The following is a 24,222-nucleotide window of genomic DNA, read 5'->3' on the forward strand; positions in this document are numbered from 1 at the left end:
CAGCGGATGAGCGAAGGATGGCGACGATTGGCCCAAGCCGCCCGGGGCGAGGCCCTGGTGCACCAGGCTGCACAGGCCTTTTACAGCGAGGGTCGCTGGACGCTTCTGGTGCTGGCCCAACGGGACGGCGACCACGTCCGGGTACTGACCGCCAGTCAGGGGGGGCAACCCCTGGCGCTGGCCGATTACGAGCTTGAACAGGCCCCCTGTCGAGTGCTCTACCAGGCGGAGCGGTTGGTGGACAGCCTGATCTACTGCCCGAACCTGCGCCGTTACGCCGCCTGGCCCCTGGCTCGACAGTTTGAGCTGGGGTGCTACCTGGGGCGCAAGCTGGACCTACCCGCTGCCCTGGGGGAGTTTCACCTCTTCCTGATGGACAAGCTGAGCCGCAGCGAAAAGGAGTTGCCCCAGCGACTGATGAACACCGTTGCCGAGCGTCTGGCGGCGGACCTGCTTCATCAGGCGGAGCGGGCAGAACTGCAAACCCTACGCCAGCTTCAACAAGCCGCGCCCTTTGCCTTTGCCCGGCTGGCCCCCTGGGGCACGCTCCACCAGGTCTCCAAGGGGATGGCGGAGCTGCTGGGCGCCCCCTCCAGCGAACTCAATGGCCAGCCTTTGGCGGATCACCTGGAGCTGGGTACCGGGTTGAGCGTCAAGGCATTGCTGGCGCGCACCAGCGAACTGCGCCAGCCCTGTCAGGTGCAACTGGCCAACGGCCACAGCCGCACCATGGCCCTGCAATTGGTGCCCCTGGACTCCCACCTGGGGTATCTGCTTAGCCTCGCTCCGACGGAGGAGACCGACCCGGTCGCCGACCCATCAATGCCCCTGTCCAACCACCAACAACTGCACAGCCGCCTCCATCAGGAGCTCTCACGGCTTCATCGCAACCACCAGGTCGCGGCGCTGTTCTTTATCGGTATCGAGACGGAGAACTCGCCGGAACCCGCCGCCTGGGCCCAATTGGCGGAGCGGGTCCGCCCCCTTCTGCGCTCCGAGGATCTGGTGGCCCAATTGGACGATCATCACCTGGCGGTACTGACCGCCTGCTTCGATCATCATGGCGAGCCCCCCCGGGCCCAGATGAACGCCATTGCCGGCAAGTTGCATCAACAGGTGGTCGACTGGCAGGCCCCCCTAGGGGGCAAGCTGGTGTTCCGGGGTCGCGTGGTGACCCCCTGGGACAACGATCCCATGGAGGTGCTCGACCCGGGCAAGGCCTCCGACTGGGCCCCCAGCCCGGTCGAATCCGCCCCCTATGGACTGAGCTCGCCCAGCCTCTGAACCCGCTGCCTGCTCAATTGAGACCCAAAATTCAACCCCTTGTTGGGTTTTTCCTTGGGCGCTTTGGCGGATCTCGGCTATACGTTAAAGGGTTAGCTGCACGCTGTATCGCAGTCTGATATGGGAGGCAAAACGATGTCGATGAAGAGTGCGAAAGAGTTTGCAGTGTGGATGATCGATCGCTTCGGCGAGCAGGAGTCCGGTGTGTTCCTCAGCAAGAGTGACCTGAAAGAGCTGTCCGGTCGGCAAACGCTCAGACAGGATTTTATCGCCGATCTCCATTTCGAGTTAACCCGACACGGCATGGGATTCGTCAGTGACGCACTGAAAGAGAAATACTTTCTCTTTTACCTGCCCAACGTGCACTGGAAAGAGGTGGCGGATCGCTACGCGCCACAATCCAACGTGCACAATCTTGCCCGGCCCAGGGTGAGTCAGGGGAACGGTATCTAGCAACAGGGGGCCAACTGGCCCCCTGTTATTCTCAGCTCTGATACCCGCCCGGCGGATTAAAACAGCGCCGCATCCAGATCCATCACCGCCTGTTCCCCGGCGCGCGCCGACGCCAGGTGAGCGCCAAAGCGGGGAAAGAGCCGGGCGAAGTAGAAGCGGGCAATCGCCGCCTTTCGCTCGGTAAACGGGGCGCCGAACTTCGCTTCCTGGCCCTGCGCGGCCGTCACCATCTTAAGCCACAGATAGCCGTAGGTGGCATACCCCAGGGCGTGCAGGTAATCCACTGCCGCGGCGTTCACCGCATCACCGGCGTTATCCCGGGCCTTAAACTCACCGGCAAGATCCAAAAGCTGACCGAAGGCGTCTTCTACCTGGCGCTTCTGTGCAGCCCACTCCTCGCCCACATCGGCAAGATCGCGGCTCACAAGGGCCATCAAGGCCTTCAGTGCAGCGCCCTCTTTGGGCAGCACCTTACGACCCAGCAGATCCAGCGCCTGGATCCCGTTGGTACCCTCGTAGATCTGAGCAATCCTTACGTCTCGGACCAACTGCTCGACGCCGGTCTCACGAATGTAGCCGTGTCCGCCAAACACCTGCTGGGCCAGGACGGTGCTCTCCAGGCCGGTATCGGTCAAAAACGCCTTGGCCAGGGGCACCAGCAGGCCGACCAGGGCGGCAGTGTCCGCTTCCGGTTGGTGCTTGAGTTTGTCCAGTTGAAGACCACTGAGCACCGCCAGGGCCCGCCCGGCCTCGGTCATGGCCGCTACCTGCAACAACATGCGCCGCACGTCCCCGTGAACGATGATGGGATCGGCGCCACTGCCCAGTCCCTGGCCACTGCCCTGCCCCTGCTTACGCTCCCGGGCGTAATCCCGGGCCATCTGGTAGCCGGCCTCGGCACACCCCAGCCCCTGGATCCCGATGGAGAGGCGCTCGTAATTCATCATGGTGAACATGGCGGCCAGGCCTCGATTCACTTGACCGACCAGGTAGCCCTGGGCCTGGTCAAAGTTGATGACGCAGGTAGCTGAGGCTTTGATCCCCATCTTGTGCTCCACCGAGCCACACTCCACGCCGTTGCGCCCGCCCAGGCTGCCGTCGGCGTTGACGGTAAACTTGGGTACCAGGAAAAGGCTTAGGCCGCGGGAGCCGCCGGGCGCGTCCGGCAACTTGGCCAGCACCAGATGGATGACGTTCTCGGCCAGATCGTGATCGCCGCCGGTGATGAAAATTTTGGTGCCGGACAGGCGGTAGCTGCCGTCCTCCTGGGGCACCGCCTTGGTGCGGATGTGGCGCAGATCGGAGCCCGCCTGCGGCTCGGTCATGTCCATGGCACCGGCCCACTGGCCGCTGTATAGCATCGGCAGGTAGCGCTGTTTAAGCTCGTCACTGCCGTGGCTGGCGATGCACAGAGCGGCCCCAGCGGTCAGTGAGCTGTAGAGGGCGAAGGCGTTGGAGGCGCCGTAACACATCTCATCAAACAGCACGCCAAGCATCTTGGGCATCCCCATGCCGCCGTACTCTGGCTCGCCCCCAAGGCCAACCCAGCCCGCTTCGGCGAAGGTGGCGTAGGCCGCTTTAAAGCCGGTGGGGGTGGTCACCTGGCCCGCTTCAAAACGCACCCCCTCTTCATCCCCACCGCGGTTAAGGGGTGCGATCAGCTCGCGGGTGATCCTGGCGCCCTCCTCCAGGATCGCCAACGCGGTATCCATGTCCACAGACTCGGCCAAGGCGGGAGTCTGCTGCCAAAAATCACTGGCCTGGAACACGTCGTCCAATAGGAACTGCATCTCCTGGACTGGGGCCTTGTAGTGCATGGGGGCTCCTTGCAAATGTAAACGATATTTTAAAACGACCGTTTTAGTTTAGAGCCTTGGTCGTCGGGGTCAAGAGGGGCGATGATGGCACAGACGGCGAGTGACCCGGACGATCCGGGTCAAAGAAGGGCAAAGAAAAAGCGGCTCGCGCCGCTTTGTTCAGGAGGAGGCCAGTTGCTGGGCCAGATGACTCATGGCCACGCTGACGCCCCCAAGGGACCAGCCCCCGTCCACGGGCAACACCACGCCGGTGATGTAACTGGCCTGAGGGGAGCTGAGCATCATCGCGGCATCGGCCATGTCCTGCCACTGGCCCAAACGGCCCAGGGGCACAGTCTCCGCCACCTGGCGCTGCAGCGCCTCTCCGGGAGCCAGCCTGTCCATCCCTTCCGTGTTGGCGATGGGGCCGGGCACCAGCGAGTTAACCCGGATCCCTTCCCGCCCCCACTCCATGGCCAGGGTCCGGGTCAGCATATCAACACCGGCCTTGGCCGCGCAGACGTGGGCCTGCATCGGCATGGGTAGGTAAGCCTGGGGCGCGGAGATGTGGATGAGGTGGCCCCCGGGGCGGGTCAAGTGGGCATACCCCAGCCGAGCCACATTGAAGGCCCCCTGCAGATCAATCTCCGCCACGGCTTTGAAACCGTTGGGCGAGAGCTTGGCGGCGGGGACCGGGAAGTTGCCGGCAGCGCCACTGACCAGGATATCGATGCTGGTCCAGTGCTTCGCCAACTGCGCGTAGAGGGCCTCAACCCGTTCCGGTTCGCGCACGTCCACCTCAAGCCCCAGGTGCTGGCCACCGGGGTCCGCCTCCTGAAGCGCCGTCAGAGCCGCCGCCACCTTGTCGGGATTGCGACTGGCCACCGCCAGATGCGCCCCTGCCTGGGCAAAGCCCAAGGCGATCCCCAGATTCAGACCCGAGGTGCCCCCCACCACCAAGACGCGTTTGTCCTTAAACTGCATCGCTCCTCCCGTTCCGCTTTCGGTTTACAGGCTGGCGTTGATCGCCTCGAGGGTCGCCAGGGGATCCTCAGCCTGGGTAATGGGGCGGCCAATCACCAGGTAGTCACTGCCGGCCGCCACCGCTTCCGCCGGGGTCATAACCCGGCGCTGGTCGCCCAAGTCGGCGCCCGCGGGACGGATCCCGGGGGTGACCAGGGCAAAGTCTTCACCCAACTGGGCTTTGAGCAGCCGGGACTCCTGGGCAGAGCACACCACCCCATCCAGACCGGCGTTTTTGGCCAGGGTGGCCAGAGCCAGCACCTGCTCATCATTGCTGCGCTGAACGCCCAGCTCCGGCAGCTCCTCTTCGCCCATGCTGGTCAGCACGGTGACGGCAATGAGTTTGGGGGCCTTGTCACCGTAGGGAGCGAGGGCCGCTTTGGCAGCCACCATCATCTTGCTGCCACCGCTGGCGTGGACGTTAACCATCCAAACGCCCAGTTCGGCCGCGGCGGTCACCGCCTTGGCCACAGTGTTGGGAATGTCGTGAAACTTCAGATCCAGAAATACGTCAAAGCCTCGATTGATGAGGCTTTTTACAAACTCCGGACCAAACAGGGTAAACATCTCCTTGCCCACCTTAAGGCGGCACTGGCTGGGGTCGACGCGGTCGACAAAATCCAGGGCGGCCTGTTGTTGGGCAAAGTCCAGTGCTACCAGCACCTTGGGGTCCGAGTTCATTATGGTCTCCAGTGATTATTCGCCGTCCAAGCCCCGGATCCGTTTGATCTGGCCCCAGGACTTGCACGATGGGCAATGCCAGTAAAGGGTGTGGCCGGGAAAGCCACAGCTCTGGCATCGGTATTTGGGTCTGAGCCGAACCTGCTTCTCCACCAGGTCGGACAGCAGGATCAGGCTGTCTTTGGCCTGGTCTGAGTCCACCAGGTTCAGCTGCATCTTCATCAGGCGGTGAAAGCCACGCATGGTGGGCTGACGCTTGAGCTGGGCCAAGATCAGCTGCTGTGCAACCTCGACCCCGGAGCGGGCCTCCACCAGCTTGGCCAGCGCCAGCAACACCGTCACCTGGCCCTCTTTGCTCAATAGCTGCTCCAACTGCTCATGATAGTCGTCCAACCGCTGAAGGTTGCGATAGGCCGTCTCCATGGCGTCCACCAGTTCCACCGCAAAGCCCCCGTCCTGACGACACAGCCGTTCGAAATGGCCGATGGCTTCTGCCTCTTTGCCCTCGGCCAGCGCCATCCGGGTCAGCTGGATGTTGGCCCGGGCACACTGGCTGTCGGTCTTAAGGGCGGTGGTCAGCAGCTTTTGCTGCGCTTGGGAGTCGGTCTCGGTGGCCGCCAACTCACAATAGTAGTGGGCCACGGTGGGCATCAGGGCCTTGCGGCTGGCGCGCTTGAACCGTTTGGCCACACGGATCGCCTTCCACCACTCCTTGGTGGCCTGGTAGATGGAGAGCAGTTGGCGTTCCGACTCCTCGCTGTGATCCGGGTCTTTGACCAGCTGCAGGAAGATCTCTTCGGCACGGTCGTAGAGGCCGGCGGCCAAAAAGTCCTTACCCAGCTCCATCATGGCCAGATCGCGCTGCTCCAATGACAAGTGGGGCCGGGCAATGAGATTCTGGTGTATGCGGATGGAGCGGTCCACCTCGCCCCGCTTGCGAAACAGGGTGCCCAGGGACAGGTGGGTATCGAAGGTCTCCTCATCCACCTGTAGCAGGTCAATAAAGAGATCCACCGCTTTGTCGGGCTGATCCGACAACAGGAAGTTAAGGCCTTCGTAGTAGTTCTTGGAGAGGGTCTGCTGGCTTTGCTGTTGCCGAATTCGGACGCTGCGCCGGCCCATGTACCAACCATAGGCCGCGGCGATGGGCAACAGCAGAAACAGCAACTCCAGCATCAGTGGGCGTCACTGCCGTTGCCGGAGGTTTCGCCAGAGGCGGCTTTGCCGCGCAACTTTCGGATCGTCAACTTTTGGCGAAGGATGATCCCCAGGGCCAACAGCCAACTGATGGTAAAACCCGCCAGGAAGGTGCCCGCCAGTAGGATCGGCAATGAAAACTCGCCTCTGGCCAGGAAGTAATTGACGGTGACCACTTCATCGTTACGAGCGCCAAAGGCCATCATCAAGACGAACAGCGCCGCGACCACGGCGGTGATCAAAAAGGCTTTCACACTGACCCCGCTAAGCTCTCGTTAAGTAGGAAGGATTATCCATTAAAAACCAGTCTCTTGCCATAAGCGTCAAAAAAAACCCCGCCAGGTTGGCGGGGTTTTATGCGGCTCGCTCATAGCGATTCGTTAACGCGTTCTCGCAGTTCCTTACCGGGTTTGAAGTGAGGGACATACTTGCCGCTCAGTTCGACCGACTCCCCAGTCTTGGGGTTTCGGCCGACGCGGGGAGCGCGGTAGTGCAATGAGAAGCTACCGAAACCGCGGATCTCGATACGATCTCCGTGTTCCAGCGTGCTTGCCATCTGCTCAAGCATCTCCTTGATGGCACCTTCCACCTCTTTACCGGAAAGGTGCGACTGCTTACTGGCCAATCTTTCGATAAGTTCGGACTTAGTCATCCTCGCTCTCCTGCAAGCCAATTACAGTCGCCTACAGGGGAGGAACCCCTCCCCTGATGCAGGCGATCAGTCGTTACGGGCAGCCTTGAAGGCCTCGGCCATGGCGCTGCTGAATACAGTGTCTTCCTGCTGGTTCAGCGCGTCGATGGCTTCTTTCTCTTCCGCTTCGTCCTTCGCTTTGATGGACAGGCTGATGTTGCGGTTCTTGCGGTCTACACCCATGAACTTCGCTTCAACAGACTCGCCCACGCTCAGTACGGTGGAAGCGTCTTCGATACGGTCACGAGAGATGTCAGCTACACGGATGTAGCCTTCGATGTTCTCGCCCAGTTCCACAGTGGCGCCTTTGGCGTCAACGGCGGTAATGGTACCAGTAACAATAGCACCTTTCTTATTGTCGGACAGGTACTTGTTGAACGGGTCTTCTTCGATCTGCTTAACGCCCAGGGAGATGCGCTCGCGCTCGGGGTCAACAGACAGAACAACGGCAGAGATCTCTTCGCCTTTCTTGTACTCGCGTACGGCGTCGTCACCGTTGGCGTTCCAAGAGATGTCGGACAGGTGAACCAGACCGTCGATGCCGCCTTCCAGACCGATGAAGATACCGAAGTCGGTGATGGACTTGATCTTACCGATAACTTTGTCGCCTTTGGCGAAGTTACGGGCAAACTCTTCCCAGGGGTTGGCTTTGCACTGCTTCAGACCCAGGGAGATACGACGACGCTCTTCGTCGATGTCCAGAACCATCACTTCCACGGAATCGCCCAGGTTCACAACCTTGGACGGGTGGATGTTCTTGTTGGTCCAATCCATCTCGGAAACGTGCACCAGACCTTCAACGCCCTCTTCGATCTCAACGAAGCAGCCGTAATCGGTCAGGTTGGTCACGCGACCGGTCAGCTTGGCGCCTTCCGGGTAGCGGTTGGCAATGGATACCCACGGATCTTCGCCCAGCTGCTTCAGACCCAGGGAAACGCGGGTGCGCTCGCGGTCGAACTTCAGCACTTTTACGTTGATCTCATCGCCAACGTTGACGATTTCGCTCGGGTGCTTAACGCGCTTCCAAGCCATGTCAGTGATGTGCAGCAGGCCGTCAACACCACCCAGGTCTACGAAGGCACCGTAGTCGGTCAGGTTCTTAACGATACCCTTAACCTCTTGACCTTCGGCCAGGTTCTCCAGCAGCTGCTCACGCTCAACGCTGTTCTCAGACTCGATAACCGCACGACGGGAAACGACAACGTTGTTGCGCTTCTGGTCCAGCTTGATCACCTTGAATTCCAGGTCTTTGCCTTCCAGGTGAGTGGTATCACGCACCGGACGAACGTCAACCAGGGACCCGGGCAGGAACGCACGGATGCCTTCCAGCTCGACAGTGAAACCGCCCTTGACCTTGCCGTTGATCACACCGATAACGGTTTCCTGATCTTCGGCGGCCTTCTCCAGACGTACCCAAGCTTCGTGGCGCTTGGCCTTCTCGCGAGACAGCTGGGTCTCACCGAAGCCGTCTTCTACCGCGTCCAGAGCGACGTCGACTTCAGCGCCAACTTCGATTTCCAGCTCGCCTTTGGCGTTCTTGAACTGTTCGGCCGGGATCGCGCTTTCGGACTTCAGGCCGGCGTCAACCAGAACGATGCCGTTCTCGATGGCGATTACGGTACCCTTGACGATGGAACCCGGACGGGTTTCCAGGCTCTGCAGGGACTCTTCAAACAGTTGAGCAAATGATTCAGTCATGTAAGTTTAAGTTTCATTAGGTCGTCCACGTTCATCCTGAGCGTGGGGTAGTTGCCTTTCGTTCGCAGCGTCCTGCCGCAAACACCAAAATTGGATCAGCCCAGCTGGGGCTGATCCAAACGCGTCACTACGTGGTTAAGCACCGCATCCAGAACCTGGTCGATGCTCATCCCCGTAGTATCAATTTCCAATGCATCGTCCGCGGGCTTCAGAGGCGCCACCGCACGGGTGGAGTCGCGCTCGTCGCGATCACGGATCTCGCCTAAAAGGCGGTCAATGCTAACATCATAGCCCTTATCCTTCAACTGAGCGAAGCGGCGCTCCGCCCGCTCTTCGGCGCTGGCAGTGAGGAAGATCTTGGCCTGGGCGGTGGGAAACACCACGGTGCCCATGTCGCGCCCATCGGCAATCAGGCCGGGCTGATCCCGAAAGGCCCGCTGACGCCGCAGCAGGGCTTCGCGGACCCGAGGCAGGGCCGCCACCTTGGAAGCCGCGTCTGCGCACTCCTGGGAGCGGATCGCCTTGGACACCTCCTCCCCTTCGAGGATCACCCGGACCCCCTCCTCCGCCGGCTGGAACTGCACATCGAGATGTGCGGCCAGCAGGGAAAGCGCCTCTTCGTTGGCCAACTCCACATCGTGGTGGATGGCGGCCAGGGCCAGGACACGATAGATGGCGCCCGAGTCCAGCAGGTGCCAGCCAAGCTTGTTGGCCAGCAGTTGGCAGATGGTGCCCTTACCGGCCCCACTGGGGCCGTCGATGGTAATAACCGGTGCCTGTTCAGGCATAGTTATCCTCCAAAAAATTCTTGTCTTTCCGACACATCAGTTCAATCACGCCCGGTCGGATGGGCGTGCGCATTATACACGAACTGACGATATTGGCAGGCCAATCTCACCCTTTGGACACATTTTCTTGCCGTTTTCAGCGACTCAGTTGCGCCAGGCGATCAAAGTAGTCCGGAAAGGTTTTGGCGGTGCAGTCGGGATCGTTGATGGTGACCGGAACCCCGCCCACCGCCAACATCGAGAAACACATGGCGATACGGTGATCATTGTAGGTGTCGATCGCGGCATGCTGCAGAGTTTCTACCGGCTCAACCCGCAGGTAATCGTGACCCTCTTCCACCACCGCCCCCACCTTTTTCAGCTCGGTGGCCATGGCGGCCAGACGGTCGGTTTCTTTGACCCGCCAGTTGTAGACGTTGCGGATGGTGGTCGGGCCCTCGGCGAAGAGCGCCGTGGTGGCAATGGTCATGGCGGCATCGGGGATGTGGTTCATGTCCAGGTCCACCCCTTTGAGGGTGCCGCGGCTGGCGGTAATGCTGTCATCCTGCCACTGGATACGCGCGCCCATGGCTTCGAGCACATCGGCAAAGTGCTTGTCCCCCTGCAGGCTCAATCGGCCCACACCGTGGACGGTCACCGGCCCGCCGCCGATGGCGCCGGCGGCCAGAAAGTAGGAGGCGGAGGAGGCATCGCCCTCCACCAGGAAGCGTCCCGGGGAACGGTAACTCTGTCCGGCGGCCACATGGAACACGCGGTAATCCCGGTTCTCCACCTCCACACCGAATCGGGCCATCAGCGCCAGTGTGATGTCGATGTAGGGCTTGGAGACCAGGTCCCCCTCCACTTCGATGGTAAGGCTGTCCTGGCACAGGGGCGCCACCATCAACAGGGCGGTCAGAAACTGAGAGGAGATGGAGCCGTCGATGCTGACCCGACCGCCCTTCAGTATCCCAGCCTGAATTCGCACCGGCGGGTAACCCGCCGCTTCCAGGTATTCAATCTGTGCGGCCAGGGGGCGAAGGGCTTCCACCAGGTGGCCGATGGGCCGCTCCTTCATGCGGGGCTCACCGGTCAGAACGTACTCACCCCGGCCCACCACCAGTGCCGCGCACAGGGGTCGCATGGCGGTCCCTGCGTTGCCCAGGAACAGCTCCAGTGCAGCATCGGATTGAGCGATCGCACCGCCCTGCCCCTTGACCCAGATCTCCCCGGCTTCGGCGTCCCAACGATAGGCCACACCCAACTGTTTCAGGGCATTGAGCATATGGCGGATGTCGTCGGAATCGAGCAGGTTGGTCAGGGTGGTGTCCCCTTCAGCCAGAGCCGCCAACAACAGGGCGCGGTTGGAGATGCTCTTGGAGCCGGGCAGGTAGACGTCACCTTCGACGTGGGCGATGGGGGAGAGAGGTAACTGTTTCATGGTACTCCAAAACGAAAAAGCGGAAGCCGAAGCTTCCGCATAATGGCCTGAAGCCATCGGGATGTCTAGACGGAGAAATCAGCGCTCCGCCAGTACCACATCCATTGCCGCCATAAAGCGGGTATTTTCCTCGGCCGTACCGATGCTGACCCGCAGGTGATTCGGCATGCCGTAGCCAGCGATGGGTCGAACAATCACGCCTTGACGCAGCAGGGCTTCGTAGATGGCACCGGCCTCGCCTACCTCTACCGTGATGAAGTTGCCCACGCTGGGGATATAAGGCAGTTTGCGTTCGGTAAAGTAGGCTTCAAATCGCGCCATCTCGCTGCGGTTAAGCTCGATGCCCGCCGCCAGGTAGGCGTCGTCATCCAGCACCGCGGTGGCCGCGGCCAGGGCCAGGCTGTTGCAGTTAAAGGGCTCGCGCACCCGGTTGAGCAGATCGGCCATCTGGGCGCTGGTCAACGCGTACCCCACGCGCAGGCCTGCCAATCCGTACGCCTTGGAGAAAGTGCGGCTGACCACCAGGTTGGGGTAGCGACTCAGCCACTGGTGGGTGTTGGCGCGCTGCTCGGGCTCAACGTACTCAAAGTAGGCCTCGTCCAGTACCACGATGACCGATTCGGGCACCTTAGCCAGGAAAGCCTCGATGGCGGCCGGGGCCAGATAGGTGCCGGTGGGGTTGTTGGGGTTGGCAACGCAGACCATCCGGGTCTTGTCGGTGATTGCCGCCAGCATGGCGTCCAGGTCGTGTCCCCAGGCTTTGGAGGGGATGGGCACCGCGGTGGCGCCGATGGACTGGGTCAGCAGCGCGTAGACGATAAAGGCGTGCTGGTCGAAGAGCACTTCGCTGTCGGGGGCGACGAAGGTGCGGAACAGGATCTCCAGCACTTCGTTGGACCCGTTGCCCAGGGTGATCTGAGCCGGGTCCACCTGCCAGCGCTCGGCCAGTTTGGCTTTGAGGTAGTAGCCGTTGGCGTCCGGGTAGCGGGTCAGCTCAGTGGTGGCCTGTTCGATGGCCAGGCGCGCCTTGGGGCTCAGCCCCAGCGGGTTTTCGTTGGAGGCCAGCTTGACGATGTTGCTGATCCCCAGTTCACGCTCCAGCTCTTCCACCGGTTTGCCCGGTTGATACGGGTGGAGTCCGTTAACGCCCTGGTTGGCCAGGGTCTTGATATCGATAGACAACGTCCTTTTCCTCTTATATCGGCGCTCAGCGGTGTGAGCGTTCAAACTCTGCCATGAACTGCACCAGGGCCTCGATGCCGGCCATGGGCATGGCGTTGTAGATGCTGGCGCGCATCCCCCCCACGAGGCGGTGGCCCTTGAGGGCGCGCAGGCCGGCGGCCTCCGCTTCGGCCAGGAAGCGCTTGTCCAACTCCGCATCCGCAAGCTGGAATGTTACATTCATTTCCGAGCGATGCCGGGGCGCGACGGCGTTTGAGTAGAAGTCACTGGCGTCAATAAAATCGTACAGCCGCTTGGCCTTGGCCCGGTTCAGCTCCGCCATCGCCGCAACCCCACCGTGCTGCTTGAGCCACTGGAACACCTCGCCGGCCAGGTACCAGGCGAAGGTCGGCGGGGTGTTGTACATGGAGTCGTACTGGGCGTTAAGGCCGTAATCCAGGATGGCCGGACAACGCCGGTCCGCCTGGCCCAGCAGGTCGCGCCGGACGATCACCAGGGTCAGGCCCGCCGGGCCTATGTTTTTTTGTGCCCCGGCGTAGAGCAGCGCGAAACGGGAAACGTCCAGCTCCCGACCCAGGATGCAGGAGGAAAGATCCGCCACCAGGGGCGCGTCCATCGGCAGGTCGTCGTACAGGGCCACGCCGTCCACGGTTTCATTGGGGCAGTAGTGGACGTAGCGGTAGCCAGAGGTGTCCGGGATGCGGCCCAGATCCAGGGTCTGGGCATCACAGCGCAGATCCACCCGGTCGATGGCGCCAAACTTCTCCGCTTCGTTGGCGGCGCCGACGGACCACTGACCGGTCTCCAGATAGAGCGCCTTGCCCTCCCCCAACAGATTCAGTGGCACCGCGGAGAACTGCCCCCGCGCCCCACCGTGGAGAAACAGCACCGCGTAGTTGTCCGGGATCGCCATCAGCTCGCGCAGATCCTGCTCGGCCTTCTCGGCTACCGCCATGTACTCGGCACTGCGGTGGGAGAGCTCCATCACCGACACACCCAGGGACTGAAAGTCACAAAACTCCTGCTGGGCCTTTCGCATCACCGCGGTGGGCAGCATCGCCGGTCCGGCACAAAAGTTGTAAATGGTCACCGTTGTTCTGTCCTTAAAATGAAAAAGAGCGCCCCATGATGAGGCGCTCTTTCACTGGTTGATCACGCAGGTTCGTTGGTCGCGTCGTCGCCACCCTGCTCGGCCGCGTCGTCCGTCGGCGTCTCCCCCTCGAGGGGCTCGAGCTCGTCGGAGACGTCAACCTCGTCGATGCGCTCCATGCCCACCACCTGCTCACCGTCGACCACCCGAATGAGGGTGACGCCCTGGGTGTTCCGGCCCACTTCGGAGACCTCGGAGACCCGGGTGCGCACCAGGGTGCCGCGGTTGGTGATCAGCATGATCTCGTCGTTGTCACCCACCTGGACCGCCCCGACCACCAGGCCGTTGCGCTCGCTCACCTTGATGGAGATCACCCCCTTGGTGGCGCGGCTCTTGGTCGGGTACTCCGCCTGGGGTGTGCGCTTGCCGTAGCCGTTTTCGGTGACGGTCAGGATGGCACCGTCGTGGCGGGGCACAATCAGAGAGACCACGCGGTCGGCGCCTTCGAGGTTGATGCCCCGCACACCGGTGGCGGTTCGGCCCATGGAACGAACCTGGTCTTCGTTAAAGCGCACCACTTTACCGGCGTCGGAGAACAGCATCACCTCGTTGTCGCCTTCGGTGATGTCCACCCCAATCAGCTGATCGTCCTCGGCTAGGTTGATGGCCCGGATCCCGGAGGAAAGCGGACGGCTGTAGGCGTCCAGAGCGGTCTTCTTCACCGTGCCCTTGGCGGTGGCAAAGAGGATGAACTTGTCTGAGGAGTACTCGTCCACCGGCAGAATGGCGGTGATCCGCTCCCCTTCGCTCAGCGGCAGCAGGTTGACGATGGGGCGTCCACGGGCGGTTCGGCTGGCCAGCGGCAACTGGAACACCCGCATCCAGTAGACCTTTCCGATGGATGAGAAGCAGAGGATGGTGTCGTGGGTGTTGGCCACCAGCAGACGCTCAATAAAGTCTTCATCCTTCATCTTGGTGGCGGACTTACCCTTGCCCCCGCGACGCTGAGCTTCGTAATCGGTGAGCGGCTGGTACTTGACGTAGCCCTGGTGAGACAGGGTCACCACCACGTCCTCCTGGGTGATCAGGTCCTCCATGGAGATGTCGGCGGAAGCGGCGCTGATCTCGGTTTGACGGTCGTCGCCATACTGGGCTTTGACGGTCTCCAGCTCTTCGCGGATCACCTCCATCAGGCGCTCGGTGGAGCCCAGGATGTGCAGCAGCTCGGCGATCTGCTCCAGCAGCGCCTTGTACTCGTCCAGGATGCTTTCGTGCTCCAGGCCGGTCAGCTTGTGCAGGCGCAGATCCAGGATCGCTTTAGCCTGATCCAGGGTGAGGTAGTATTTGCCGTCACGAATGCCGTACTCGGCGGTCAGCCACTCGGGGCGGGCCGCATCGTCGCCGGCTTTTTCCAGCATGCCGGCCACGTTGCCCAGATCCCAACCACGGGCCAGCAGGGCCTCGCGGGCCTCTGCCGGAGTCGGGCAGTTGCGGATGAGTTCAATCACCGGATCGATGTTGGCCAGGGCGATGGCCAGGCCTTCGAGGATGTGGGCCCGGTCGCGGGCTTTGCGCAGCTCGAACACGGTCCGGCGGGTGACCACTTCACGGCGATGGCGGATAAAGGCTTCCAGCATCTCCTTGAGGTTGAACACCTTCGGCTGGCCGTTACCCAGGGCCACCATGTTCATGCCGAACACGGTCTGCATCTGGGTTTGGGCATAGAGGTTGTTCAGCACCACCTCGGGCACTTCACCGCGCTTGAGCTCGATAACGATGCGCATGCCGTCCTTGTCGGACTCATCGCGCAGACCGCTGATCCCCTCGATCTTCTTATCCTTCACCAGTTCGGCGATCTTCTCGATCAGACGCGCCTTGTTTACCTGGTAGGGGATCTCGTTAACGATGATGGCTTCTTTGCCGTTCTTGTCGGTCTCCACCTCGGTCTTGGCGCGAACGTAGATCTTGCCGCGACCGGTGCGGTAGGCCTCGAAGATCCCTTTGCGGCCATTGATGATGCCACCGGTGGGGAAGTCCGGGCCGGGGATGATCTCAATCAGCTCATCGATGCTGGCGTGTTCGTTGTCGATCAGGTGCAGACAGCCGTCCACCACTTCGGTGAGGTTGTGGGGCGGGATGTTGGTCGCCATCCCCACCGCAATACCGGAAGCACCGTTGACCAGCAGGTTGGGCACCTTGGTAGGCAGGACCGCCGGGATCTGTTCGGTGCCGTCGTAGTTGGGCACGAAGTCGACGGTCTCTTTCTCCAGATCCGCCAACAGCTCGTGGGCGATCTTGTCCATCCGAACTTCGGTGTAACGCATCGCCGCGGCGGAGTCGCCATCAACGGAACCGAAGTTGCCCTGGCCATCCACCAGGGTGTAACGAAGGGAGAAAGGTTGCGCCATACGGACAATGGTGTCGTACACCGCACTGTCACCGTGCGGGTGGTATTTACCGATGACGTCACCAACCACACGGGCGGATTTCTTGTACGGTTTGTTCCAGTCGTTGCCCAGTTCGTTCATTGCGAACAGCACGCGACGGTGCACGGGCTTGAGGCCATCCCGGACATCGGGCAAAGCACGCCCAACGATCACGCTCATGGCGTAATCCAGATAGGAGCTTTTTAGTTCTTCTTCGATGTTAATCGGCGTGATTTCTGTGGCCAGATCAGTCATAGAAACTTGATTCCCTCACAGCGTCCGTCCCTGCGACGGCCGCCCCGGTCATACCGGAAAAAACAGTGATTTGGCATTCTAACACAAGCATTGAACATGAGAAGGGGCGCGACATGGTTTCGCCCTAGGCCACGGCGTGGATATAATCGGGGGCAGTTCTTGCCAGTCAGTAACGGATAAGTAGATGTATAACAATGCCAATGTGGATCCCAACGAAGTCGCCAAGTTTGAACAGCTGGCCGCCACCTGGTGGGACCCCGAAGGCCACTCCGGCCCCCTGCACAAGATGAACCCGCTGCGCCTGGCCTACATCGAGCGTCATGCCGAGGGTCTGTTCGGCAAGAAGGTGGTGGACGTGGGCTGCGGTGGCGGCTTGCTCAGTGAAGCGATGGCCAAATCCGGCGCCAAGGTCACCGGCCTGGACATGGGCGAAGAGCCCCTCGAAGTGGCCCGACTGCACGCGCTGGAAACCGGGGTCGAGGTGGATTACCTGCAGGCCACCGCCGAGCGTCACGCCGCCGATTTTGGTGGCCAGTACCAGGTGGTGACCTGCATGGAGATGATTGAGCACGTGCCAGACCCGGCCTCCGTGGTTCGAGCCTGCGCCGAATTGGTGGCCCCAGGCGGCCACCTTTACCTCTCCACCATCAACAAGACGCCGCTGGCTTACCTGACCACCATTGTCGGGGCCGAGCAGGTACTCAAAGTGCTGCCCAAGGGCACCCACGACTACAACAAGTACCTGCGCCCTTCCCAGCTCATTCAATGGTGTGAGCAGGCCGGACTCAAGGTGCGGCACGCCGACGGGGTTCGCTACAACCCGCTGACCCAAACCTTCAGCATGACCCGTTCGATGGCCATCAACTACATGATCCACGCCCAAAAGCCGGAGGCCTGATGGCATTTCAAGGGGTTTTGTTTGATCTGGACGGTACCCTGCTGGACACCGCCCTGGATCTGGGGGCCGCCGCCAACCGGGCGCTGACCCGATACGGTTACCCGGTGCTGAGCGAGGCCCACGCCTACCAGCACAGCTCCCACGGTAGCCGAGGCCTGCTCAAGGCGGCGCTGGGGCCCCAGTTTGAGCGCACCGACTTTGAGCCGCTCAAGCAGGCCCTGCTGGACGCCTACCTCGACGCCCTGTGCGTGCACACCCGGCCCTACGACGGGGTGGACACCCTGCTGGACCAGCTGGACGATCGCAATGTCCCCTGGGGCATCGTCACCAATAAGCCCGGCTGGCTGACCGATCCTCTGCTGGATGCCCTGCCCCGCTTTGCCAGCAGCCGGGTGAACATCAGTGGCGACACCTTCGAGGTGGCCAAACCCCATCCCAAACCCCTGCTGGCGGCCGCCGACGCCCTGTCGGTGGCGCCCGGGCAGATCCTCTATGTGGGTGATGCCGAACGGGACATGGTGGCGGCCCAGGCGGCGGGCATGACCGGCTGCGTCGCCCTGTGGGGCTACCTGCGCCCCGAAGACAGGCCATCACAATGGCCCGCCCAGTGGCGCTGCGCCCACCCCGATGAGCTGACGCAAAAACTCGAGGTCGGTGAGTGACTTTTAGGCAAACGATCCCTCGGGATCGTTTTTTTTGATGTCAATTTCCCGCCACAGTCAAAACTGTGTTAGGGCGGGAAAATCCCACTGGCCGCGCCTTTGGGGTTAGGCGTCACTAACCGGGCCAAACTGGCCTCAGGTTACCCACACAATTGTCCACAACCTATCCCTTGAACCCGCCCTTAAACCGCCCTATCTTGTACCTAAAGAAGTAGCGCCACCCATATATAGTGGTAAAAGCGCTTGCAGGCACAAGAGTCGGCTCCGCAGTTTGGTATGTCTCTCAGGCCCCGGGTATCGGGCAGCAGGAACCAACGGCAAGCCGTTTTTTTGTGTGTAGGGATTCCACAAGGACTTAGAGCACAGGGCATGAACAGTAACCTCCTCGTTACCAAGCGAAATGGTCGGAAGGAACCGATCGATCTCGAGAAGATCCACCGCGTCATCTACTGGGCTGCCATGGGACTGGATAACGTTTCCGTCTCCCAGGTTGAACTGGCCGCCCAGATCCACTTCTATGACGGCATCGAGACCGAGGCGATCCACGAAACCATCATCAAGGCCGCTGCGGATCTTATCTCCGCCGATACCCCGGACTACCAGTACCTGGCAGCCCGTCTGGCGGTGTTCCACCTGCGCAAGAAAGCCTACGACAAGTTTGAGCCGCCCCACCTCTATGACCACGTGGTCAAGCTGGTGGAAGCCGGTCGCTACGATCACCACCTGCTGGCGGACTACAGCCGCGAGGAGTTCGAAGAGCTCAACGCCTACATCGACCACTGGCGGGACATGAACTTCTCCTACGCCGCGGTCAAGCAGCTTGAAGGCAAGTACCTGGTGCAAAACCGGGTCACCGGCGAGGTGTTCGAAAGCGCCCAGTTCCTCTATATGCTGGTGGCCGCCTGCCTGTTTGCCGACTACCCCCGAGACGTGCGCCTGAGTTACGTCAAACGTTTCTACGACGCCACCTCCAAGTTCAAGATCTCCCTGCCTACCCCCATCATGAGTGGGGTGCGCACCCCGACGCGCCAGTTCAGCTCCTGTGTGCTGATCGAGTGTGGTGACAGCCTGGACTCCATCAGCGCCACCTCCACCTCCATCGTCAAGTACGTCAGCCAGCGCGCCGGCATCGGCATCAACGCCGGCAACATCCGTGCGTTGGGCAGCCCGATCCGGGGCGGCGAAGCCTTCCACACCGGTATGCTGCCCTTCCTCAAGCATTTCCAGACCGCGGTCAAGTCCTGCTCCCAAGGCGGTGTGCGTGGCGGTGCGGCCACCCTGTTCTACCCCATGTGGCACCTGGAGGTGGAAGATCTGCTGGTGCTGAAGAACAACCGGGGCACCGAAGCCAACCGCATCCGTCATATGGACTACGGGGTGCAGATCAACCGGGCCCTGTACCAGCGTCTGATTGATGGCGGCGACATCACCCTGTTCTCCCCCTCTGACGTGCCGGGTTTGTACGACGCTTTCTTCGCCGACCAAGACGAGTTCGAGCGCCTCTACGTTCAGTACGAGCAAGACGAGAGCATTCGCAAGAAGCGGGTCAAGGCCGTGGAGCTGTTCACCCTGCTGATGCAGGAGCGCGCCTCCACCGGTCGCATCTACATCCAGCACGTGGATCACTGCAACACCCACAGCCCCTTCGATCCCAAGGTAGCGCCGGTTAAGCAGTCCAACCTCTGCCTTGAGATCGCCCTGCCCACCAAACCGCTGGAGCACCCGGAGGATGAGAACGGCGAGATCGCCCTGTGCACCCTCTCCGCCTTCAACCTCGGCGCCATCGAGCAACTGGACGAACTGGAAGAGCTGGCGGACCTGGCGGTACGCGCCCTGGACAGCCTGCTGGATTACCAGGATTACCCCATCAAGGCGGCGAAGATCAGCACCATGAACCGCCGTACTTTGGGGATTGGCGTCATCAACTTTGCCTACTACCTGGCCAAAAATGGCGCCCGCTACTCCGATGGCAGCGGCAACAACCTGACTCACAAGACCTTCGAGGCGATTCAGTTCTACCTGCTCAAAGCGTCTTTGGGCCTGGCCAAAGAGAAAGGCGCCTGCCCGGCGTTCAACGAGACCACCTACAGCCAGGGGATCCTGCCCATCGACAGCTACAAGCAGTCGCTGGACGCCATCTGCGACGAGCCGCTGCACCTGGACTGGGATTGGTTGCGCCAGGAGATCCAAACTCACGGTCTGCGCAACTCCACCCTCTCAGCGCTGATGCCTTCCGAGACCTCCAGCCAGATCTCCAACGCCACCAACGGCATTGAGCCGCCCCGTGGCCTGGTGAGCGTCAAAGGCTCCAAAGACGGCGTGATGAAACAGGTGGTGCCCGGGATCGAAACCCTGCGTCAGCAGTACGAGCTGCTGTGGGACATCCCCAGCAACACCGGCTACCTGCAGCTGGTGGGCCTGATGCAGAAGTTTGTCGACCAGGCGATCTCGGCCAACACCAACTACGATCCCGGCCGTTACGAAGGCAACAAGATGCCGATGAAGGTACTGCTCAAGGACTTGATGCTGGCGTACAAGTACGGTCTTAAGACCCTGTACTACCAGAACACCCGCGATGGCCAGTCCGACAGCCAGAACAAGGCGGACGACAACGACTGCGCCGGCGGCGCCTGCAAGATTTAAGGGACACTACGATGAGCCAACGCTACAGCACCTTCTCGCGCACCCCGAACGACGCGCTGAACGAACCGATGTACCTGGGCAACCCGGTGAACGTGGCCCGTTACGACCAGCAGAAGCACCGCATCTTCGAGGAGCTGATTGAGAAGCAGCTCTCCTTCTTCTGGCGCCCGGAGGAGGTAGACGTCTCCCAGGACCGGATCGACTTCAACGGGTTGCCGGCCCACGAGCAGCACATCTTCATCTCCAACCTGAAGTACCAGACCCTGCTGGACTCCATCCAGGGTCGCAGCCCCAACGTGGCCCTGCTGCCGCTGGTGTCCCTGCCGGAGCTGGAGACCTGGATTGAGACCTGGTCCTTCTATGAGACCATCCACAGCCGCTCCTACACGCACATCATCCGCAACATCGTCAACGCGCCGGGCACCGTGTTCGACGACATCGTGGAGAATGAGGAGATCCAGAAGCGGGCGGCGGACATCGCCCACTACTACGATGACCTCATCCACGCCACTCAGCTGTACCAGCAGTTCGGTGCCGGTGAGCACCAGATCAACGGCGAGACCGTTCAGCTGTCCCTACGGGATCTGAAGAAAAAGCTCTACCTCTGCCTGATGTCGGTCAACGTGCTTGAAGCGGTGCGCTTCTACGTCAGCTTCGCCTGCAGCTTCGCCTTCGCCGAGCGCAAGCTGATGGAGGGCAACGCCAAGATCATCCGCTTTATCGCCCGGGACGAGCAGCTGCACCTGGTGGGCACACAGCACATGATCAACCTGATGGCCGATGGCCGGGACGATCCGGAGATGGCGGAGATCGCCATCGAGTGTCACGCCGAGTCCATCGAGATCTTCCGTCGCGCGGCTGAGCAGGAGAAGGCCTGGGCCGCTTACCTGTTCAAAGACGGCTCCATGCTGGGGCTGAACAAGCAGATCGTCGAAGATTACGTGGAGTTCATCACCAATGAGCGGATGGCGGCCATCGGCCTGCCGACCCTGTTCGACAAGCGCAGCAACCCGCTGCCCTGGATGAGCACCTGGCTGGAGAGTGACACCGTTCAGGTGGCCCCTCAGGAAGTGGAGGTCAGCTCCTACCTGACCAACCAGATCGACAACGACATGTCCTCCGGTGACCTCAAGGACTTCGAGCTCTGATGGCCAAGGTCAGGTTGGCCAGCGGCAAATCGCTGGTCCACCGGGACTGTGAAGGCAGTTTACTGGAGACACTGGAGCAGGAAGGCCACTACAGCGAATGCCGCAGCGGCTATTGCGGGGCCTGCAAGGCCACACTGGCTAAAGGCGAGGTCCGCTACCTGCAAAGCCCCATGGCGTTTTTGCGGGGCCAGGAGATCCTGCCCTGCTGTTGCGTCCCGGAAGGCGACATCGAACTGGCCTGATAACACCGCCCCTTGGGGCGGTTTTTTTATGCCTTCGCCTGGTCCGCCAGGTAGGCGTTAAAGCGGGCCTGCACCTCGGCCTCGGTCAGGTCCTCCTGGTGTGTCGCCAGGGTCCAGACGTGGCCAAACGGGTCCACCAGAGTCCCGGCCCTGTCGCCGTAAAACTGGTCCGTCACCGCCCTCACCTCCTTGGCACCGGCATCGATGGCCCGGGCGAACACCTTGTCGACGTCCGCCACGTAGAGGCAGAAAGAGACCGGGGTGCCACCATAGGCCCCGGGTGCTTTAAAGCCCATCTCGGGAAACTCGTCCGCCAGCATCAGTGCGCTGTCGCCAATCACCATCTCGGCGTGGCCCACCTTGCCGTCGGGCATCGCCATAGTCATGGTGGTGGTGGCCCCAAACACCGACTCATAGAAGGCCATCGCCGCCTTGGCGTCCTGCACCACCAGATAGGGGTTCAGTTGGTTGCCGGTGGGCGAAAAGTGGGGGTCGCTCATATTCCGCTCCTGGTCTGCCCATTCGGGGATACTTCAGGTATGGCAGACCGGGAGGCAATGTACAAAAACGCCCTGGCGAGCAGGGCGTTGTGACTGGCTACCCGGCTATCGCCGGTCAGAGCGCGGCGGCGATCTCCGCCGCCTGTCGGATGGCGCGCTTGGCATCAAGCTCCGCCGCCACATCCGCCCCGCCGACATAACGGAAACCGACGCCGGCATCACCCAACGCCTCCCCCAGGGTGCGGTTGGACTCCTGACCGGCGCAGAGCACTACGGTGTCCACCTCCAGCACCTTCTGTTGGCCATCCTGTTCGATGTGCAATCCCTGGTCCGACACTTTCTGGTAGGCCACCCCGGTAAGCATCTTGACTCCACGGTCCTTCAGCACGGTGCGGTGGATCCAACCGGTGGTTTTCCCCAGCCCCTTGCCGGGCTTGCTGGTTTTACGCTGCAGCAGGTAGATCTCCCGGGCCGACTCGAAGGCGGTGCTGTCCCGCTCAATCAGACCACCATTGGCCTGGTAGTCGGGATCGATCCCCCACTGGGCCAGCCAGGTGCCCGGGTGCAGCGTTGCGGACTCGTGCGCCTCGGAGAGGAACTCCCCCATGTCGAAGCCGATGCCGCCGGCGCCCACCAAGGCCACCCGCCGCCCCACTTCGCACTCACCGCGCAGCACCTGCTGGTAGGTCACCACCTTGGCGTGATCCACACCATCCAGCGGCGGCACCCGCGGCACCACCCCGGTCGCCAGCACCACCTCGTCGAAGGCTTTCAGAGCATCCAGCTCGGCCCGCTCACCCAGCTTGACCTCCACGTTCAGCCGGGCCAGGCGCTGCTCAAAGTAGGCCAGGGTCTCACGAAACTCCTCTTTGCCCGGGATCCGGGCCGCCAGGTTGAACTGGCCCCCCAGTTGGGGCTCCTGTTCAAACAGGGTGACGCTATGGCCACGCTCTGCGGCGTAGCAGGCGGTGGCCATACCTGCGGGGCCGGCCCCCACCACCGCCACCCGTTTGGGCTGAGGTGCCGTACCCAACTTGAGTTCGGTCTCGTAACAGGCGAAGGGGTTAACCAGGCAGGTGGCGCGCTTTAACGAGAAGGTGTGGTCCAGGCAGCCCTGGTTGCAGGCGATGCAGACGTTGATGTCCGCCCGGTCCCCTTCGGCGGCTTTGGCGACGAAACGCGCGTCCGCCAGCAGCGGGCGGGCCATGGACACCATGTCCGCCTGTCCGCTTTCAAGGATGGACTCGGCCACCTCCGGCGTGTTGATGCGATTGGTGGCCACCAAAGGAACGGACACCTCGCTGCGCAACCGCTCGGTGATAAAGGCAAAGGCGGCCCGAGGCACGCTAGTCGCAATGGTGGGGATCCGCGCCTCGTGCCAGCCGATCCCGGTATTGATGATGGTGACGCCGGCCGCTTCCAGCCACTTGGCCAGTTGCACCACCTCCTCCCAGTCGTTGCCCCCCTCCACAAGATCGAGCATCGACAGGCGGAAGATAAGGATAAACTCCTCGCCCACCGCTTCGCGCACCGCACGAACCATCTCGAGCGGAAACCGGGCCCGGTTCTCCAGGCTGCCACCGTACTGGTCTTTGCGCTGGTTGGTTCGGCGACAGAGGAACTGGTTCAGCAGGTAGCCCTCCGAGCCCATCAACTCCACACCGTCGTAACCGGCCTTTTGCGCCAGGCGGGCGCAACGGGCGTAATCCTTGATGGTGCGCTGGATCCCACCGCCACTGAGGGCTCGGGGCTTGAACGGGGTAATGGGGGATTTGACCGGGCTGGCGCTGACGCAGAAGGGGTGGTAGCCGTAGCGCCCCGCGTGGAGGATCTGCAGGCAGATCTTGCCCCCGGCCTGGTGAACCGCCTCGGTCACACGTTTGTGTTTGCCCACCTGCCAGGGGAAGCTCAATTGGCTGGCGTGGGGGGAGAGGCGCCCGCGGAAGTTCGGGGCGATCCCGCCGGTCACAATGAGCCCCACCCCACCGGCGGCCCGCTCGGCATAGAAGGCCGCCAACTTATCAAAGCCGCCCTTCTCCTCTTCGAGCCCTGTGTGCATCGACCCCATTAACACCCGGTTTTTCAACTGGGTAAAACCGAGGTCCAGGGGGGCCAGCATGTGGGGGTATTGGTCGCTCATCCTTA

General features: G+C 61.7%; 21 protein-coding genes. 7 read left to right on the forward strand and 14 right to left on the reverse strand.

Features of this window, described 5'->3' with window-relative positions; translation table 11 throughout:
• The first annotated feature begins 6 nt into the window (after positions 1–6).
• Together KUV81_RS05825 and KUV81_RS05830 are read left to right on the forward strand one after the other, a co-directional pair.
• Positions 7–1,284, forward strand: coding sequence for a hypothetical protein (locus tag KUV81_RS05825; RefSeq protein WP_222542893.1), 1,278 nt, complete (start codon positions 7–9; stop codon positions 1,282–1,284).
• A 135-nt stretch (positions 1,285–1,419) separates the two neighbouring features.
• Complete coding sequence (locus KUV81_RS05830) at positions 1,420–1,737, forward strand: hypothetical protein (RefSeq protein WP_222542894.1); 318 nt, start codon at positions 1,420–1,422, stop codon at positions 1,735–1,737.
• A 56-nt stretch (positions 1,738–1,793) separates the two neighbouring features.
• On the opposite strand, the gene KUV81_RS05835 is transcribed toward KUV81_RS05830, so the two are convergent.
• The 12 genes from KUV81_RS05835 to gyrA form a co-directional block, all read right to left on the reverse strand.
• Complete coding sequence (locus tag KUV81_RS05835; RefSeq protein ID WP_222542895.1) at positions 1,794–3,554, reverse strand: acyl-CoA dehydrogenase family protein; 1,761 nt, start codon at positions 3,552–3,554, stop codon at positions 1,794–1,796.
• 159 nt (positions 3,555–3,713) lie between these two features.
• Positions 3,714–4,517 (reverse strand): SDR family oxidoreductase, encoded by an 804-nt coding sequence (locus KUV81_RS05840; protein ID WP_222542896.1) that lies wholly within the window; start codon positions 4,515–4,517, stop codon positions 3,714–3,716.
• Between the two features lie 24 nt (positions 4,518–4,541).
• On the reverse strand, positions 4,542–5,237 hold the full coding sequence (pyrF, locus tag KUV81_RS05845; protein WP_222542897.1) for an orotidine-5'-phosphate decarboxylase: 696 nt from the start codon (positions 5,235–5,237) through the stop codon (positions 4,542–4,544).
• A 15-nt stretch (positions 5,238–5,252) separates the two neighbouring features.
• Positions 5,253–6,413, reverse strand: coding sequence for a lipopolysaccharide assembly protein LapB (lapB, locus tag KUV81_RS05850; protein WP_222542898.1), 1,161 nt, complete (start codon positions 6,411–6,413; stop codon positions 5,253–5,255).
• On the reverse strand, positions 6,413–6,676 hold the full coding sequence (locus KUV81_RS05855; RefSeq protein WP_261389202.1) for a LapA family protein: 264 nt from the start codon (positions 6,674–6,676) through the stop codon (positions 6,413–6,415). Before KUV81_RS05855 ends, lapB begins: the two co-directional genes overlap by 1 nt.
• Positions 6,677–6,801: 125 nt before the next feature.
• On the reverse strand, positions 6,802–7,086 hold the full coding sequence (gene ihfB / locus KUV81_RS05860; protein WP_222542900.1) for an integration host factor subunit beta: 285 nt from the start codon (positions 7,084–7,086) through the stop codon (positions 6,802–6,804).
• Between the two features lie 66 nt (positions 7,087–7,152).
• Positions 7,153–8,823, reverse strand: a complete 1,671-nt coding sequence (gene rpsA, locus KUV81_RS05865; RefSeq protein WP_222542901.1) for a 30S ribosomal protein S1 — start codon at positions 8,821–8,823, stop codon at positions 7,153–7,155.
• A 95-nt stretch (positions 8,824–8,918) separates the two neighbouring features.
• On the reverse strand, positions 8,919–9,611 hold the full coding sequence (cmk, locus tag KUV81_RS05870) for a (d)CMP kinase (protein WP_222542902.1): 693 nt from the start codon (positions 9,609–9,611) through the stop codon (positions 8,919–8,921).
• A gap of 136 nt (positions 9,612–9,747) precedes the next feature.
• Positions 9,748–11,031: a 3-phosphoshikimate 1-carboxyvinyltransferase gene (gene aroA / locus KUV81_RS05875; RefSeq protein ID WP_222542903.1), complete on the reverse strand. Its 1,284-nt coding sequence runs from the start codon at positions 11,029–11,031 to the stop codon at positions 9,748–9,750.
• 78 nt (positions 11,032–11,109) lie between these two features.
• On the reverse strand, positions 11,110–12,213 hold the full coding sequence (gene hisC / locus KUV81_RS05880; RefSeq protein WP_261389203.1) for a histidinol-phosphate transaminase: 1,104 nt from the start codon (positions 12,211–12,213) through the stop codon (positions 11,110–11,112).
• Positions 12,214–12,238: 25 nt separating this feature from the next.
• The gene (gene serC, locus KUV81_RS05885) at positions 12,239–13,303 is read right to left on the reverse strand and encodes a 3-phosphoserine/phosphohydroxythreonine transaminase (protein WP_222542904.1); all 1,065 of its coding nucleotides are present in this window, start codon (positions 13,301–13,303) and stop codon (positions 12,239–12,241) included.
• A 62-nt stretch (positions 13,304–13,365) separates the two neighbouring features.
• Positions 13,366–15,984 (reverse strand): DNA gyrase subunit A, encoded by a 2,619-nt coding sequence (gene gyrA / locus KUV81_RS05890; RefSeq protein ID WP_222542905.1) that lies wholly within the window; start codon positions 15,982–15,984, stop codon positions 13,366–13,368.
• 184 nt (positions 15,985–16,168) lie between these two features.
• On the opposite strand from gyrA, the gene ubiG reads away from it, so the two are divergent.
• The 5 genes from ubiG to yfaE all read left to right on the forward strand — a co-directional run bounded on the left by ubiG (position 16,169) and on the right by yfaE (position 21,577).
• Positions 16,169–16,882: a bifunctional 2-polyprenyl-6-hydroxyphenol methylase/3-demethylubiquinol 3-O-methyltransferase UbiG gene (ubiG, locus tag KUV81_RS05895; protein ID WP_222542906.1), complete on the forward strand. Its 714-nt coding sequence runs from the start codon at positions 16,169–16,171 to the stop codon at positions 16,880–16,882.
• Complete coding sequence (locus tag KUV81_RS05900; RefSeq protein ID WP_222542907.1) at positions 16,882–17,544, forward strand: HAD family hydrolase; 663 nt, start codon at positions 16,882–16,884, stop codon at positions 17,542–17,544. The genes ubiG and KUV81_RS05900 overlap by 1 nt, the downstream gene beginning before the upstream one ends.
• A 369-nt stretch (positions 17,545–17,913) precedes the next feature.
• Positions 17,914–20,187: a class 1a ribonucleoside-diphosphate reductase subunit alpha gene (gene nrdA / locus KUV81_RS05905; protein WP_222542908.1), complete on the forward strand. Its 2,274-nt coding sequence runs from the start codon at positions 17,914–17,916 to the stop codon at positions 20,185–20,187.
• Between the two features lie 11 nt (positions 20,188–20,198).
• A complete protein-coding gene (gene nrdB, locus KUV81_RS05910; RefSeq protein ID WP_222542909.1) occupies positions 20,199–21,335 on the forward strand; it encodes a class Ia ribonucleoside-diphosphate reductase subunit beta in 1,137 nt (378 codons plus the stop codon).
• On the forward strand, positions 21,335–21,577 hold the full coding sequence (gene yfaE, locus KUV81_RS05915) for a class I ribonucleotide reductase maintenance protein YfaE (protein WP_222542910.1): 243 nt from the start codon (positions 21,335–21,337) through the stop codon (positions 21,575–21,577). Before nrdB ends, yfaE begins: the two co-directional genes overlap by 1 nt.
• A gap of 26 nt (positions 21,578–21,603) precedes the next feature.
• Here the strand turns inward: yfaE and KUV81_RS05920 are convergent, their stop codons facing one another.
• Both KUV81_RS05920 and KUV81_RS05925 read right to left on the reverse strand, forming a co-directional pair.
• A complete protein-coding gene (locus tag KUV81_RS05920) occupies positions 21,604–22,077 on the reverse strand; it encodes a VOC family protein (RefSeq protein ID WP_222542911.1) in 474 nt (157 codons plus the stop codon).
• Positions 22,078–22,192: 115 nt separating this feature from the next.
• Complete coding sequence (locus KUV81_RS05925) at positions 22,193–24,217, reverse strand: FAD-dependent oxidoreductase (RefSeq protein WP_222542912.1); 2,025 nt, start codon at positions 24,215–24,217, stop codon at positions 22,193–22,195.
• Positions 24,218–24,222 lie beyond the last annotated feature (5 nt).

The organism is Ferrimonas balearica, assembly GCF_019802085.1.
GTDB lineage: Bacteria > Pseudomonadota > Gammaproteobacteria > Enterobacterales > Shewanellaceae > Ferrimonas > Ferrimonas balearica_B.